Here is a 14,795-nt window from a genome sequence, read left to right as displayed (position 1 = left end):
CTGCACCATTATTTTCCACAATGATGAAAGAAGGAGAGTGGCGTGCAAGATTCTGAGACGTGGAAAGATGACGTTATTAATATTGACGATGAGATAACGCTGCACTCAATTAATGAGCGTTATGTGGATGAGATTTTTGCGCTGGTGCAAAAGAATAAAGCCTGGTTACAGACGGCGATGGACTGGCCGCAATATGTTTTGTCTGTTGAAGATTCGCGCAAAATGGCGCAGGGCAATTATATTTTGCACCATCGCGGCTATGCAAAAATGTTCCTGATTTTCCGCGGCGAGAAGATGGTCGGCGTGTTTTCATTTAACCAGATTGAGCCAACCAATAAGACGGCTTACATCGGTTATTGGCTGGATAAAGACGTTCTGGGGCAGGGGGTTATTTCGCGAGCCTTAGAGGCGGTGATCATTAAATATGCCCGTGAAGGAGTCGCTCGCCGCTTCGTCATTAAATGTATTGTCAGCAATGCCGCCAGCAACCAGGTGGCACGGCGCAACGGTTTTACGCTCGAAGGAAGATTGAAACAGGCTGAGTTTTTAAACGGCGAGTTTCACGACCAGCATATTTATGGGCGCATTGTGGACCAGGGATTTTAAAATACCCCGTAAAACGGTGAGCGCGTAATACGTTGCTCGCCGCTAATATCTTTAATGCCGCGAATATGAATCGCTTCACCGTTCAGACCATCAATGGCTGCTTTATCGTAAATCTGTACGTTATTCTCTATCAGAACGTTCCCGGTCACTCGCGCCTGGCCGTAAATTTGCACCTGGTTATCTAACTGAATAGGGCCGCCAACCAGCGTCGCATTATCAAAAATATGTACCTGGTGTTTAAGGACACAATCGCCTTCAATGAGCGCATTGCCGTAAACCTGTGAAGAATAGCGAATGGTTGGGATCTGGTCGTCACCGCGCCCGGCAATAATGCGCGCATTATCGAAAACGCGTGCGCAGTCGCAAATCCAGATATTGTTTTCGTCATTGCCTTCAAGAATCGCCTGCCCAAAGACTTCGGCGCGGTGTTCAATAAACGCATTATTCACCACGGCGTTGCCAAAAATTTGCGCCTGATGAACCACGCGGGAAGCATTCACCGTCGCGTTGCCGTAAATTTGCAGGAGCTGGTCGTTGTCTGCGGTTAAGCCCCGAACCGCGATGACCTGGCTACCATTCAGAATGCGGGCGGAATCGTAAATACGACACTCTCCGCTGACCAGCGATTCATTGACGATGCTTTGACCGCTAACGTGCGCCTGATGGCAGAGGGTCGAAGCGCCATGAATTTGCGCCTCTTCTTCTACGGTTGAGCCGCCAAACACCACACTTTCATCACTATAAATCCAGCAATTTCCCTGCTGGCTGAGATTATCCTCGTTTTCAACCCAGCCACCGAGCTGCCCGTGGCGCACATCGTTGAAGTCGCAAAGCGCCACGATTTGCCATAGTTTCACCTGCTGCTTATTGCCATCGACCAGGTAATCATGCAGGCGGGAATCGCCCGTTAGCTGATACTTGTTCATCGGTTTTTCTCTGTTGCGCGCCTGCTTAAACCGTAGCAGGAAAATCCCTCGCTGGTGTTTCACAGCGCAATCCCATAAAATGCATTTAAAATACATTTTAAACTTTAAACGAAATGAACAACTCTTCGACTCGCACCATGCTCAACCTTCCGGCGGGGTATTTTGGGATGGTGCTTGGGATTATTGGGATGGGATTTGCCTGGCGTTATGCCGCTACTATCTGGCCGGTGCCGCCTGAGATTAGCGAGTCTTTCGAAATTCTGGCGATCGCCGTCTGGCTGGCGCTGGCCCTGGCTTTTATCGTGCGTCTGGTGAAGTATCCGCAGACGGTGATTGATGAAATTCGCCATCCGTTAAAGGGGAGTTTCGTCAGCCTGTTTCCGGCAACCACCATGTTAGTTTCCATTGCCGTTGCGCCATATTTCCGCCCGTTGGCAGTGGGGATGTTTGCCTTCGGGGCGCTGGTGCAACTGTCTTACGCCGCATGGCAAAGCGCCGGTTTATGGCGTGGCCATCACCCGCACACGGATACCACACCGGGTCTTTATCTGCCGACGGTTGCCAATAATTTTATTAGCGCCATGGCCTGCGGTGCGTTGGGTTATCACGACCTGGGTATTCTGTTCTTTGGCGCGGGTGTGTTTTCCTGGCTCAGCCTTGAGCCTGCGATATTACACCGCTTGCGCAGCGCCGGAGAACTGCCGGAGCCCGCGCGAACGTCGCTTGGGATCCAGCTCGCGCCCTCGTTAGTCGCCTGCAATGCGTACATGAGCGTCAACGGTGGCGAACCCGATTTCTTTGCCAAAATGCTTTTTGGTTACGGTCTGCTGCAATTGCTGTTTATGTTCCGCCTGATGCCCTGGTATTTGATGCAGCCTTTTAATGCGTCTTTCTGGAGCTTTTCATTTGGTATTTCAGCCCTTGCCGCGACGGCGCTACATCTGAGCCATAGCAGCAATGACGGGCTTTTTACCGCGATTGCGGTACCGCTATTTATCTTCACTAATTTCATCATCGGGCTCCTGCTGGTGCGTACGATTATCCTGCTTTGCCAGGGTAAATTACTGCTGCGCGTTGAGCGCCCTGCAACAAGGAAAAACTAAATGCTTTCTGAAAATCATTACACCGAGAAATATGGCTTAACGGCAACCCATTCTGATGTGGTGAATGCGGCGACAATTGTACCGCCGGGTAAAACGCTGGATCTTGGCTGCGGGAGCGGGCGCAACAGCCTGTATCTGAATCAAAAAGGGTTTGATGTTACCGCCTGGGATAAAAACCAGATGAGCATCAGCAATGTGAACAGAATTATTGAGGCGGAAGGGCTAAAAAATATCACCACCGATGTTGTTGACCTCAACACATTAACGTTTGACGGTGAATACGATTTTATTCTTTCCACCGTAGTGATGATGTTTTTAGAGCGCAACACTATCCCAGGCCTTATCGCTAACATGCAGCGTTGCACTAAAGTGGGCGGCTATAACCTGATTGTGGCGGCCATGGATACCGAAGATTTCCCGTGCACCGTGGGCTTCCCGTTTGCATTTGCTGAAGGTGAATTGCGCGATTATTACGCGGGCTGGGAATTGATTAAATATAACGAAGACGTCGGTGCTTTACATAAAACCGACGCTGAAGGTAACCGCATTAAACTGCGTTTCGCCACGATGCTGGCGCGTAAGATTTAAGCGGGCGGCCAGGCGCGGTTTTGCAACACGATGCGATAGCCATCGTTATCGAGGAAAGTGCGCCCGGCCACATCCCAGTAAGGGTTAAAGCTGTTAATGGTTAAAAAGCCTGCATTCAGCATTTGCTGGCAGGCTTGTTGCCATTGCAGATTGTCCGGAAAATAGAGTACCAGCAAGTCATCGACCGTAGCGGAAGGCTCAACGGGATGGCGATGGCAGACGGTAAATTCCAGGTGCCAGCTTAAATCCTCCCGCCCAAGCATCACCCCGCTAAAACCATCATGTTCGCTAAACTCCCCAATTTCCTGCAAACCCAACCCCAGGCAATACATCTCTTTGCTTTGAGCGAGATCCGTTACTGGCCGGGCAATGCGCAGATGAGGTGTCATATTTTCTCCAGACATAAAGGTAGCTTTTAAGGTTATCTCATCGTTGGGATTTGCGCCCACGAATGCGCATGTAAAACAGAAATTTCGCGTGTGATATCTGAAATTTAAAAAATAGCATTTTTAACTTCATTGAATTCACCGATTTTTTGCTATAACTGAAAGGGTTACATAAAATTTACAGGGATTAAACATGCGCACTTCTCTTTGTTTTAAAGCTGCTTGTCTGACGGGCTTATTAGCTCTGGCTGGATGCTCGTCATCGGTTACCGCACCTGAGAAGTATTCGGGTTTTTTAAAAGATTACTCTGGCTTACAGGAAACTAAATCCAGTACCGGTAAAACCGTTATGCGTTGGGTTGATCCGAACTTCAAAACCAGTAATTACGATAGCCTTGTCTATAACCCGGTGACCTACTATCCGGTGCCAAAACCAAACACCCAGATCGGTGAGCAGACGCTGAATCAGGTTCTGGCTTACACCAATACCAAACTGAAAGCGGCAGCGGCAGAACGTAAACCGCTGGTAGCGAAGCCGGGCCCGCGCAGTCTGATTTTCCGTGGCGCGATTACCGGTGTGGATAGCAGCAAACAAGGTTTGCAGTTCTATGAAGTTATCCCAATTGCGATGGTCGTTGCTGGCACAGAAGCCGCAACCGGCCACCGCACCATGGAAACTAACCTGTATTTTGAAGGTGAGCTGATTGACGCCGCGACCAATAAACCGGTAATGCGCGTGGTGCGTAAAGGTGAAGGGAAAACCGTAAGCAATGAGAACGCGAAGGTAACCGTTGATACCTTAAAACAGGTTATCGACGATATGGCGACCGACGCCACAATGTTTGATACTGCACAGAAATAATCAAAGCGAAAAGGGAGCCTGGCTCCCTTTTTTTACGCCGCTCGCTTGCGCCACAACAGTGCGTTAAACCGCCCCGGTTTTGAAAACATCACCAGATTACCCAGCAGAATCATCACCAGCCCAATAATCGCGTTGCTGTGCCAGACATACCCTTCATAAATCGTCGACAGGCTGAGTGCCACTAGCGGGAACAGCAACGTGCTGTATGCGGCCTGGCTTGCGCCGATACGTCCGACCAGCGTGAAATAGGCACCGAAGGCAATCACCGAACCAAAAATCGCCAGATAGAACAGTGAACCGAGGTAGCGCAGCGTAAATTCCGGGATAAATGAATCCCCGCGCAGCAGGGCTAGCACGCCCATAATCACGGTGCCGTAAAACATTGCGTACGTATTGGTGGAAAGCGTCTCCAGCCCGCGCCGCTGGTGGCGTGTGCTAATCATATTGCCGAGTGAAAAGCCGTAGGTGCCAAGGGCGCTCAAACCAATCCCAAGCAGCAGTGACGGTGCCAGTTGTGTGGCGACTAAATCATGCCAGAAAAGGGCGATGACTCCGGCAATGCCGAGGATGGCTGCAGGCAGCAAATTCTTGTGCGGACGCTGGCGGAAGAAAATCATGCTGTTCACCGCGTTAAACAGCACCGCCATCGAGAAAATAACGGACTCAAGGCCTGAGCTGATATACGCCGCCGCATGATAAAAACAGAGAAAATTAAAACCGAAAACACAGGCGCCTTGCAGCATACAGAACAGATGGTCGCGCAGGCTGATGCGACGTAAACGCCCTAATGCCCGCAAAACCACCAGCATTACCACTGCCGCCACGGCAAAACGCCAAAAAATTGAAACCGGAACTGACACCACACCTTGCTGCATGTAAATCGCAAGCCAGGTTGTTCCCCAAATCACCACCACAGAAATATAAAGTAATGCGTTCATTTTGCTCTCTCCCTAAACGGATAACCGGAGTATCCGCGAAAGGGCGAACCGGGGCTTTCACAGGTTTGCGAGGCTTGCATATTCTTGCGGTTTTTTTTGCCTGGCGGATTGTTAATGGCTGGTAACAGTCTGCGGGTCTCCTTAAACTGTGATTCCCGAACTTTGATGGTAGCCCGCCATGACCCAACCGTATCACGCCTTTGAAAATCTTCGCCAGCACAACGCTGTGCTGGAAGATAACGTACAGCTTGGGTCAGGGATCCAACTTGCGGCGTGGTCAAACAGCCTGGATCGTGTGACGCAATGCAGCAATCACCATACGTTAAGCATGTACGTGAATGAAGGCTACGAAACCTATCAGCGAACATCCGCTGGCTGGAAAAACGGCGGGGGGCCTGACCGCTTTTGTTTGATGCCGGAAGACAGCGAAACCACCTGGGATATCCGCAACCATTTTTCGTTTGTGCATCTGTATTGCACTGATGAGCACCTGCGTAATATTGCGGAGCAAATCTGGGATCGCAGCCCGGCGGCTATCCAACTTGATGAAAAAATCTTTAGCGATGACCCGCGCATTACGCAGCTTTACCGCCATTTTCTGCTGAGTACCGACTGGCAGCAGCAGGCGAATCATTTGATGCTCAGTACAGCATCAACGTTGCTCCTGACGCATCTGGTGCAAACTTACAGTAACGTGCAATGGCGTTTGCCGAATGTGCGTGGCGGCCTGGCACCCGCGGTGTTGCGTAATATTCAGGCCTACATTGAGCAGCATCTCTGCGAACCCTTAACCCTGACGGAACTGGCGCAGGAGGCGGATTTAAGCGAGTTTCACTTTGCGCGCATGTTCAAGCAATCAACACATCTAGCACCGCATCAATATGTTATGCAGCGCCGTATGTTGCGTGCCGAAACGCTGGTGAAAAATAGCCCGTTGGCACTGACCGAGATTGCCATGGCCTGCGGATTTAGCTCGGCAAGCCATTTTAGCAACCGTTTTAAAGCGGCAATCGGCATCACACCTTCCCAGCTACGCGCGTCGGGTAAATGAGAACAACGCGTAACAGATCCCGCCCGCCACCAGCCCCCAAAAAGCAGACCCAATCCCCAGTAAACTGACCCCTGATGCGGTGACCAAAAACGTCACAATGGCGGCATCACGCTCGAGTTCGTGGTTTAACGCCTGATACAAACTTCCGGCAATAGTGCTTAACAGTGCAAGCCCCGCGAGGGTATGAATATAGGCGACCGGAAGTGCGGTGAGCAGCGTGGTTATCGACCCGCCAAAAATACCGGCCAGCAAATAAAATACACCCGCCGCAGCGGCGGCAAGCCAGCGTTTAGCGGGATCGGGATGGGCTTCTGAACCCTGGCAAATTGCGGCGGTGATCGCAGCGATACACACGGAAAATACCCCAAATGGCGCAAGCAGCAGGGCAATCGCGGCGGTAACGACGATAAGCGGCGATATCGGAACGTCATAGCCTGAGGCTTTTAGCGTGGCAACGCCCGGCGCATTTTGTGATGCCATGGTCACGAGGAAAAAGGGAATACCAATTCCAAGCAGGCTTGCCAGCGAAAAATGTGGAACGGTAAATTCAGGCATGACCACCGCAACCGCCACGCTCCCGCTTTGCAGATTTCCGCTCATGACGCAAACGACCAGCCCCACCCCAATCGCCACCACTACGGCGTAACGAGGCGCCCAGGTTTTCGCCAGCAACCAACCCAGCAGCATACTGGCGCAAAGTAAAAAATTCCCCTGCAATGAAGTAAAGGCATCCAGGCCAAAACGTAGCAAAATCCCCGCCAGCATTGCGGCGGAAAGCGTTGAGGGAATCAGGCGCATCAAACGTGCAAATAAACCCGTCGCACCGCAAATCAGAATTAAAAACGAGGCAAAAATGAATACGCCGATGGCTTCATTGAGCGAATGGCCGGGCAGGCTGGTTGCGAGCAGCGCGGCACCAGGTGTTGACCATGCGGTAAGAATCGGGGTGCGATACCAGAGCGTCAGGGCAAGCGTACTGATGCCCATGCCGATCCCAAGCATCGTTAACCAACCTGCGATTTGAAAGGTGTTGGCGCCAGCCGCTTCTGCGGCCTGCCAGATAATTGCCGCTGAGCTGGCGTAACCAACTAAAACCGCCACAAAGCCCGCCAGAACGGTCGGTAATGGAATGGATACGGTGCGCATGTTGTCCCTTATTTTTTTAGCGTCGCCGCACTATAACATTACAAATCATTAACAACAGACGAGATGATGTTGAAAACGCTGCAAGTTAATAAGGGAGCTGGGGGAGTATTTTATGCCAGACCTGTCGCCAACTCTTGTTCAGGCGCCGTTTTCAAATAATTCAGCGCGTTCTCTTGCTCCAGCGGCCGCGAGAAATAGTAGCCCTGCATATAGGGAATCCCGCAATCCTCCAGCATCTGGCGTTGTTTTTCCGTCTCCACCCCTTCAGCAATCACGCTAAAGTTGAGGCTTTGGGAGATATTCATCACCGCCTGAACGATCGCCAGGCCTTTAAGTTCAATGTGTTGAATAAACGAACGGTCGATTTTAATGTAATCCACGTTCATATTCTGGATAACGGACAAGCTGGAATAGCCGGTGCCGAAATCATCCACGGAGAACTTCACGCCGCGCTGCTGCAACTGGCTGACTTTCTGGTTAACCATCATCTGTTCGGACTGGAAAATGGATTCGGTCACTTCCAGATGCAATAAATGGCCCGGAATGGCGTAGCGCTCAATCACCTGATTGACGTTGTTCACGAAACCTTTGTCGTAAAACTGAATCAGGGAAATATTCACGCACATGCAAATTTCCGCGTTCTGCTGAACCATTTTTGCCAGCATTTTACAGGCTTCTTCCAGCACCCAATTGCCCGCCTCAACAATGCGGCCGCTTTGTTCCATCAACGGAATAAACTCAACCGGGGAAATTTCCTGCCCTTTATAACGCCAGCGCATCAATGCCTCAAAGCTCACGACGTGGCCGGAAGCATTGACGATCGGCTGGTACATCAGGCGAAACTCGTTGCGGTCGAGCGCCCCTTTTAAGGCTTCATTAAGGGTAATTTTGCGGCGCAGATTGCGTTCCAGGTCGAGATTATAGAAAGCGAATCGCTCCGGGTATTTACCTTTCTGCGAATACATCGCGATGTCGGCAAGCTGAATCAGACGGGTAATTGAACTGTCATGATTCGGGCAAATGGAAATCCCGATGGTTGCATTCAGGGTAATAACCTGGTCATCAAGTTTGATAGGCAGTGAAAAGTTGCTGGTAATATGCTCGGCTAAATTACGGGTTAATGTCGGGTCTTTTTCTTTCACCAGCAGGATAAATTCATCCCCGCCCCAGCGGCACATTAACGTCTGAGTATCGTTACAGTTTTTCAGGCGTGCGCTTAAATTGACCAACACTCTGTCGCCAACATTGTGGCCTAGCGTGTCATTAATATTCTTAAAACCGTCAAGATCGATAAAGAAAATTGAAAAGCCCGCGATTTTATTATCTTTAAAATCTTGCTCCACACGCTCTGCTGCGGATAAAAACGCGCTACGGTTAAACAGCCCGGTAAGCGAATCTTTATTCGATATTTCATACACTTCCCGGGTTCTTTTCTTGATGGTCTCTTCCATGCTCGCCACCAGCGTTTTGTTCTTATAACGCAGTAAAATCCCTTCCCGAAGGTACTTTGATGAACGAACAGAAGAGACAATCATAATGGCGGTAAAGCAGACACCGAGCATGCCGAGATTATTTTTATAATCTTCAGGCTGCGTCATCAGCAATATAGACATGGGCATCAGAATAATAATGTTATAGAGCGATGCCAGCGGCAGATTGCCGGAAAGAATGCTGGTTGCGCCGCCCGCCATCGCGGCAAGAATCACATTGGTGGTACTTAATTCTTCGACTGAAAATTGCGGGTAGAAATTAACGGCGTAGAAGCTCCAGAGCATCGCGGTTAATAAGCAGCCGCTGGAAAATCGTAATACCCAACGCTTTCGGGTTTTACATTCGGAAGGGCTTCTTTTCCAAAGCTGGGTATCAATAACCCGAGCAACAAGTAGCAGGGTCATCACCAACCACCAGGTTATTTTGGTATGGAAGTTGGAATTATTGATGAAGGTGAAAGCGAGCGTCGTGGAGGCAATAAAAGTAATCAGAATGCCTGGTAATGAGTTGTTGTATAAAAGCTTCACGCCTTCTGAGCGATAAAGCTTTGAATGTTCTATGTTTTTGGTCATTTCCGCTTATCTTAATTGAGCAATTCGACGCGCTGCTACTTCAGAAAGTCTAATATGATCACTCGTTGAAATTATTCCCCGCGGAAGTATAAATTAATTTATTTCCTAATACACGCCCTCTAAACCTAACCCGGCATCTTGAAGGGCGAAGGGTATAGGCTTATGGGGCCAATCTGACTACAATAGCCGCCTTTCGTCCATAACACAGAAAACAGACCCATTATGCGCCTGCACGCAAATCATCTCGAATTACTCAGCCCCGCCCGTGATACTGCCATCGCCCGCGAAGCCATTTTGCATGGCGCAGATGCGGTTTATATTGGAGGGCCCGGCTTTGGTGCTCGTCATAATGCGGGCAACAGCCTGCAGGATCTTGCAGACCTGGTGCCGTTTGCTCACCGTTATGGCGCGAAAATTTTCGTTACGCTGAACACTATTCTGCATGACAACGAGCTGGAACCGGCGCGCCGCATGATTCACGACCTCTATCAGGTTGGGGTTGATGCGTTAATTGTGCAGGATATGGGCGTGCTGGAGATGGATCTGCCGCCGATTGAATTGCACGCCAGCACCCAGTGCGACATCCGCAGCGTTGAGAAAGCAAAGTTCCTCTCGGATGTGGGCTTCTCGCAAATTGTTCTGGCCCGCGAATTGAACCTCAATCAAATTCGCGCGATTCATGAAAACGTCGACGCCACCATCGAATTCTTTATTCATGGTGCGCTTTGCGTGGCGTATTCCGGGCAATGTAACATTTCTCACGCTCAGACCGGGCGCAGCGCAAACCGTGGTGATTGCTCCCAGGCTTGCCGCTTGCCGTACACGCTCAAAGACGATCAGGGCCGCGTGGTGGCCTATGAAAAACACCTTCTTTCGATGAAAGATAACGATCAGAGTGCCAACCTGGCGGCGCTGGTGGATGCAGGTGTGCGCTCCTTTAAGATTGAAGGGCGCTACAAAGATATGAGCTACGTGAAAAACATCACCGCTTATTATCGCCAGTTGCTGGACGAACTTATGGAACAGCGCACCGATTTGGTTCGCGCGTCTGCGGGCGTCACGTCGCACTTCTTTATTCCGTCGCCGGATAAAACCTTCCACCGCGGCAGTACTGACTATTTTGTTAACGAGCGCAAAATTGACATCGGCGCATTTGATTCCCCGAAATTTATTGGCCTGCCGGTGGGCGAAGTGCTAAAAGTCGGCAAAGAGTTCCTTGATGTGAATGTGACCGACACGCTGACCAATGGCGATGGTCTTAACGTGTTGATTAAACGTGATATCATCGGTTTCCGCGCCAATACCGTTGAGAAAACCGGTAAAAATCAGTACCGCGTCTGGCCAAATGAAATGCCGGATACGCTGAAAAACGTGCGTCCAAACCATCCTCTTAATCGCAACCTCGACCACAACTGGCAGCAGGCGCTGACCAAAACCTCCAGCGAACGTCGCATTGCGGTGGATCTGGAGTTAGGCGGCTGGCAGGAACAACTGGTGCTAACCGCGACCAGCGAAGAGGGCGTCAGCGTCAGCAGAACGCTGGAAGGGCAGTTCGATGTGGCGAACAATCCGGAAAAGGCGTACTCGAACCTGCGCGACAGCCTGGCGAAACTGGGGCAAACCCTATATCAGGCGCGTAAAGTTGACCTCAATTTGCCTGCCGCGCTGTTTATTCCCAACAGCCAGTTAAACCAACTGCGCCGGGAAGTGATTGATGAACTGACCGAAGCACGCCTGCAACAGTATCAGCGTGGCACGCGTAAAGCGGTTTCTGTTCCCGCGCCGGTGTATCCCGAAGAGCATTTGACCTTCCTTGCGAACGTTTACAACCATAAAGCGCGCGAATTTTATCAGCGTTATGGCGTGAAACTGATCGATGCGGCGTATGAAGCGCACGAAGAGAAGGGCGAAGTCCCGGTGATGATCACCAAACACTGCCTGCGTTTTGCCTTTAACTTATGCCCAAAACAGGCAAAAGGGTCGGTGAAAAGCTGGCGTGCAACGCCGATGCAACTGGTGCATCAGGATGAAGTTCTGACGCTGAAATTTGACTGTAAGCCGTGCGAAATGCACGTCATCGGCAAAATGAAAAACCATATCCTGAAGATGCCACTTCCTGGCAGCGATGTGGTGGCGTCCATCAGCCCGGATGAATTGCTCAAGACCATGCCTAAGCGCAAATAATCTTTGATTGCCTAATACTCCGACCTACGTGACGGATTGGAAAATCGTTTTGTAGGTCGGATAAGCGCAAGCGTCATCCGACATCTGTTTAAGGATTTTGTGCCCGCAATTGATCAATCATCCAGCGCCCCGCAGGGCCGGGTGGCGTTTTATTCGACCACAACACATCCACATCAATACACTGCGGCCAGCCTGCAACGGGCAACTCCTGCAAAACATCATGCCCAAATTGCTCAACCAGCCAGCGCGGTAAAATCCCCCAGCCGAATCCTTGCTCAGCCATCTCTAACAGCATTAACAGTGACGGTGAAGACCACATCGGGCCTCCGCGTTTATTGCGCGTTGGGTCAGTGAAGGTACTCAGGCAAAGCTGGCGTTCGGTATGTAACGCGTCCATTTCAACCACATTTCTGTTTGCCAGCTCATGTGTGCGGTGAATATAAATCGCCATCTCCGCCCCGACCTGCAAACGTGCAACGGTGACATCCACCGGGTAACGCGGCTGCACTCGCAGCACGCCCACATGCGCACGGCCTATCTGAATCAGGTCGATGACATCTTCATCTTCGGCTATCAAACATTCAAATTCGATATCCGGAAAGCGCTGCGAAAAACGCTGGAGAATGGATTCGTGATGTGCTGTTTGCCAGACATCTGAGAGCACAAAACTCAGGCGCGGTTCGACGTTTCCGGCAAGGCGTACCGAGACTTCATTCAACCGTTCGCTTGCCGCCACAATCGACTCTATATAGGGCAAAACGTGTTGCCCCTGCGTCGTTAACACGGGCTGGCGGCTTTGACGGTCAAATAACGTTACGCCTAAATCCGCTTCCAGATTGGCAATCGCGCTGCTGATCGTCGACTGGCTTTTCTTGAGCTTACGGGCAGCGGCAGAGAAAGATCCGGTTTCTACCGCTTGCAAAAAGGCTTCAAGAGATTCAGGAGAGTAGTTCATCATCTATCGCTTTTGTCGATGGTTGCTCACTTCATTCTATCAGTAATGGCGATGATAATGCGCGGCATAGCTTTGTTGTTGTCAACTATCTGGAGTTGAATATGCCGTCTCAAAAAAGAACATTCTCAGAACGCATCCTGCATGCTGTGGGTTTTGAAGTGATCGCCATTGCCATCTGTGCGCCGCTCGCCGCGTGGATTATGGACAAACCTCTGTTTCAGATGGGAGCGCTGGCGATTATGCTTTCAACCGTCGCGATGGTGTGGAACATCATTTATAACGCCGGTTTTGACAAAATTTTCCCCATCGGGAATAAACGCCGGATGCCGCTGCGCGTAGCTCATGCGCTGGGTTTTGAAGGCGGTTTCATCTTAATTGGCCTGCCGCTGGCCGCCTGGATGCTCGATATTTCCCTGCTGCAGGCGTTTATGGTTGAGATCGGTTTCTTCTTGTTCTTCCTGCCGTACACCGTGGTTTATAACTGGGCGTACGACACACTGCGTGCCCGCTGGACGCAGTGCCAGGCGTAAGGTTTAAACGTTACGCTGTAACTTTCCGCGCCACGATAAAAAGGCGCGGAAACAGCATCAGCACATTGCCATCATGTTGCAAAAGCGCGTGACACTCGCCCAGGGCCTCACATAGAGCCTGTCTTTTCGTCTCATCTTTTGCGAGGATAGCGCCCAATTTCCTGCTATGAACAAAAGGTAACGAATATGGCAAAGCACCCAACGGGTAAGCATCTGCGCGCGCCGGTCACTTTTAACGATAAAGATCTTCTGGTTTACGTGGTGCGCGGTTCAAAAATTGAAGATATGCCTGCGGACGAAGATGAAGATTATCCGGGCGATATGCAGATGCTGATGCCGCAACTGTCTAAAGATTTTGATGCGGAATTAAGCGAAGCGCTCGACGAGTGTGCATCGGGTGATGTGATTGTCTTTATGTGTACGACGGACATGATTTTCGAACATGGCTATTCGAAAATTAAAGCGATGCGTACTGCGTAAATCAATAAACCCAGTGCTCGCGCGGTACTGGGTTTTCCCTGAGTTGCCTTCGATCTAAATCCCCTCATCATTATTCGAACGAGCAATTTTCACCGTCGTGTCATGAGTTACTTCAATCAGAAAGTTCCTGGTAGATATGAAGTCTCTAACGGGTTTGACCCGGCGCAATACTTAATGCAACGATCATTTACACGCATAAATGTGTATGGGCAAAATCGCGTCCGGTCTGATGGTTTACTGGAAAGGAAAACAGCGTAAAGCAGACAATAAGGCCATTAAGGGAAATATAAATACAGCATAAAAACGTTATTACTGATGAATAGCAAACACTGAGACATTGATGAAAAAAATTATTCTTGCACTTGCCACCACCGCACTGATCGCGGGTTCTTTATCCCCGGCATACGCTATTACAGCTTCTTATCGTGCGAAACTTGAACGTTCAGGCTGTACCCAACTCACGGATGCAGACGGTAGTTGCGATACGTCAAAGACTAGAGCACAGAATCAGAAAAAAGCGGCTGCAAAGAAAAGCAAAACTGCGACTACAAAACAGAAGTAATGATTCAAAAACAAGCCCTGGCGCAATGCCAGGGCTTGAAGAGTTAGTGCCCGTAAAAAATCTCGCCTTTCATGGCACGAACAATTTTCCCTTCCGCGTCGGTAATCAAGACGTAGTTTCCGCCCATGTACGTCCAGTGGCTGCCTGCTTCTGGGGCAGGCAGGTGTCTGATTTGCCAGGCGTCAATCTGATACGGTTTGGTGCGGTATAAATCCGGCACGATGTCGCCAATTTTAAATGGCTTGTAATCTGCATGAAATTCAGTGATTTCAAAAGACGAACTGGTTGGTGCGGGCACGGCTACAGGGGCATCCGCAGCGTGAGCGGAAAAGGCCAGGGGTAAAGAACCCGCCATCAGGGCCGCGGATAAAACAAATACATTCAATTTACTCATATCTACTCCAGATACATTCAT

General features: G+C 50.2%; 16 protein-coding genes. 9 read left to right on the top strand and 7 right to left on the bottom strand.

The features are described from left to right. Positions 1–42: 42 nt before the first annotated feature. Positions 43–606 carry a 50S ribosomal protein L7/L12-serine acetyltransferase gene (gene rimL, locus AB1E22_RS20935; protein ID WP_367597142.1) on the top strand — a complete coding sequence of 188 codons (564 nt, stop codon included), beginning with the start codon at positions 43–45 and terminating at the stop codon, positions 604–606. Here rimL and ydcK read toward each other — a convergent pair. Continuing rightward, positions 603–1,532: a YdcK family protein gene (ydcK, locus tag AB1E22_RS20930; RefSeq protein WP_367597424.1), complete on the bottom strand. Its 930-nt coding sequence runs from the start codon at positions 1,530–1,532 to the stop codon at positions 603–605. The genes rimL and ydcK overlap by 4 nt on opposite strands. Before the next feature lie 113 nt (positions 1,533–1,645). Between ydcK and tehA the strand changes: the two genes are divergently transcribed. Both tehA and tehB read left to right on the top strand, forming a co-directional pair. After that, positions 1,646–2,635, top strand: coding sequence for a dicarboxylate transporter/tellurite-resistance protein TehA (gene tehA, locus AB1E22_RS20925; protein WP_367597141.1), 990 nt, complete (start codon positions 1,646–1,648; stop codon positions 2,633–2,635). Continuing rightward, on the top strand, positions 2,636–3,223 hold the full coding sequence (tehB, locus tag AB1E22_RS20920; protein ID WP_367597140.1) for a tellurite resistance methyltransferase TehB: 588 nt from the start codon (positions 2,636–2,638) through the stop codon (positions 3,221–3,223). It begins immediately after the preceding gene. Here tehB and AB1E22_RS20915 read toward each other — a convergent pair. After that, positions 3,220–3,612 (bottom strand): VOC family protein, encoded by a 393-nt coding sequence (locus AB1E22_RS20915; RefSeq protein WP_367597139.1) that lies wholly within the window; start codon positions 3,610–3,612, stop codon positions 3,220–3,222. The genes tehB and AB1E22_RS20915 overlap by 4 nt on opposite strands. A 190-nt stretch (positions 3,613–3,802) precedes the next feature. Here AB1E22_RS20915 and AB1E22_RS20910 point away from each other — a divergent pair, with 190 nt between their 5' ends. Beyond that, positions 3,803–4,471, top strand: coding sequence for a DUF3313 domain-containing protein (locus AB1E22_RS20910; RefSeq protein WP_367597138.1), 669 nt, complete (start codon positions 3,803–3,805; stop codon positions 4,469–4,471). Between the two features lie 32 nt (positions 4,472–4,503). Here AB1E22_RS20910 and AB1E22_RS20905 read toward each other — a convergent pair whose 3' ends face one another. Beyond that, the gene (locus tag AB1E22_RS20905; protein WP_367597137.1) at positions 4,504–5,409 is read right to left on the bottom strand and encodes a DMT family transporter; all 906 of its coding nucleotides are present in this window, start codon (positions 5,407–5,409) and stop codon (positions 4,504–4,506) included. A gap of 178 nt (positions 5,410–5,587) precedes the next feature. Here AB1E22_RS20905 and AB1E22_RS20900 point away from each other — a divergent pair, with 178 nt between their 5' ends. Next, positions 5,588–6,460 (top strand): helix-turn-helix domain-containing protein, encoded by an 873-nt coding sequence (locus tag AB1E22_RS20900; RefSeq protein WP_367597136.1) that lies wholly within the window; start codon positions 5,588–5,590, stop codon positions 6,458–6,460. On the opposite strand, the gene AB1E22_RS20895 is transcribed toward AB1E22_RS20900, so the two are convergent. After that, positions 6,440–7,606 (bottom strand): benzoate/H(+) symporter BenE family transporter, encoded by a 1,167-nt coding sequence (locus AB1E22_RS20895; protein WP_367597135.1) that lies wholly within the window; start codon positions 7,604–7,606, stop codon positions 6,440–6,442. The two genes, AB1E22_RS20900 and AB1E22_RS20895, sit on opposite strands and share 21 nt — an antisense overlap. Before the next feature lie 110 nt (positions 7,607–7,716). Further along, positions 7,717–9,669 (bottom strand): putative bifunctional diguanylate cyclase/phosphodiesterase, encoded by a 1,953-nt coding sequence (locus AB1E22_RS20890; protein WP_367597134.1) that lies wholly within the window; start codon positions 9,667–9,669, stop codon positions 7,717–7,719. 222 nt (positions 9,670–9,891) lie between these two features. Between AB1E22_RS20890 and AB1E22_RS20885 the strand changes: the two genes are divergently transcribed. Next, positions 9,892–11,853 (top strand): peptidase U32 family protein, encoded by a 1,962-nt coding sequence (locus AB1E22_RS20885; RefSeq protein WP_367597133.1) that lies wholly within the window; start codon positions 9,892–9,894, stop codon positions 11,851–11,853. An 88-nt stretch (positions 11,854–11,941) separates the two neighbouring features. On the opposite strand, the gene AB1E22_RS20880 is transcribed toward AB1E22_RS20885, so the two are convergent. Next, on the bottom strand, positions 11,942–12,808 hold the full coding sequence (locus AB1E22_RS20880; RefSeq protein ID WP_367597423.1) for a LysR family transcriptional regulator: 867 nt from the start codon (positions 12,806–12,808) through the stop codon (positions 11,942–11,944). Positions 12,809–12,909: 101 nt separating this feature from the next. On the opposite strand from AB1E22_RS20880, the gene AB1E22_RS20875 reads away from it, so the two are divergent. The 3 genes from AB1E22_RS20875 to AB1E22_RS20865 all read left to right on the top strand — a co-directional run bounded on the left by AB1E22_RS20875 (position 12,910) and on the right by AB1E22_RS20865 (position 14,380). Continuing rightward, entirely contained in the window at positions 12,910–13,338 is a 429-nt protein-coding gene (locus AB1E22_RS20875; RefSeq protein WP_367597132.1) for a multidrug/biocide efflux PACE transporter, read from the top strand. Positions 13,339–13,524: 186 nt separating this feature from the next. Further along, entirely contained in the window at positions 13,525–13,818 is a 294-nt protein-coding gene (locus AB1E22_RS20870) for a hypothetical protein (protein ID WP_367597131.1), read from the top strand. A gap of 340 nt (positions 13,819–14,158) precedes the next feature. Continuing rightward, the gene (locus tag AB1E22_RS20865) at positions 14,159–14,380 is read left to right on the top strand and encodes a hypothetical protein (protein WP_367597130.1); all 222 of its coding nucleotides are present in this window, start codon (positions 14,159–14,161) and stop codon (positions 14,378–14,380) included. Positions 14,381–14,423: 43 nt separating this feature from the next. Here the strand turns inward: AB1E22_RS20865 and AB1E22_RS20860 are convergent, their stop codons facing one another. Continuing rightward, entirely contained in the window at positions 14,424–14,774 is a 351-nt protein-coding gene (locus AB1E22_RS20860; protein WP_367597129.1) for an RcnB family protein, read from the bottom strand. Positions 14,775–14,795: the final 21 nt, after the last annotated feature.

This window comes from Buttiauxella gaviniae, from assembly GCF_040786275.1.
Classification (GTDB): domain Bacteria; phylum Pseudomonadota; class Gammaproteobacteria; order Enterobacterales; family Enterobacteriaceae; genus Buttiauxella; species Buttiauxella gaviniae_A.
Note: the sequence above shows the minus strand (reverse complement) of the source record. Positions and strands in the feature narration are given on the sequence as shown.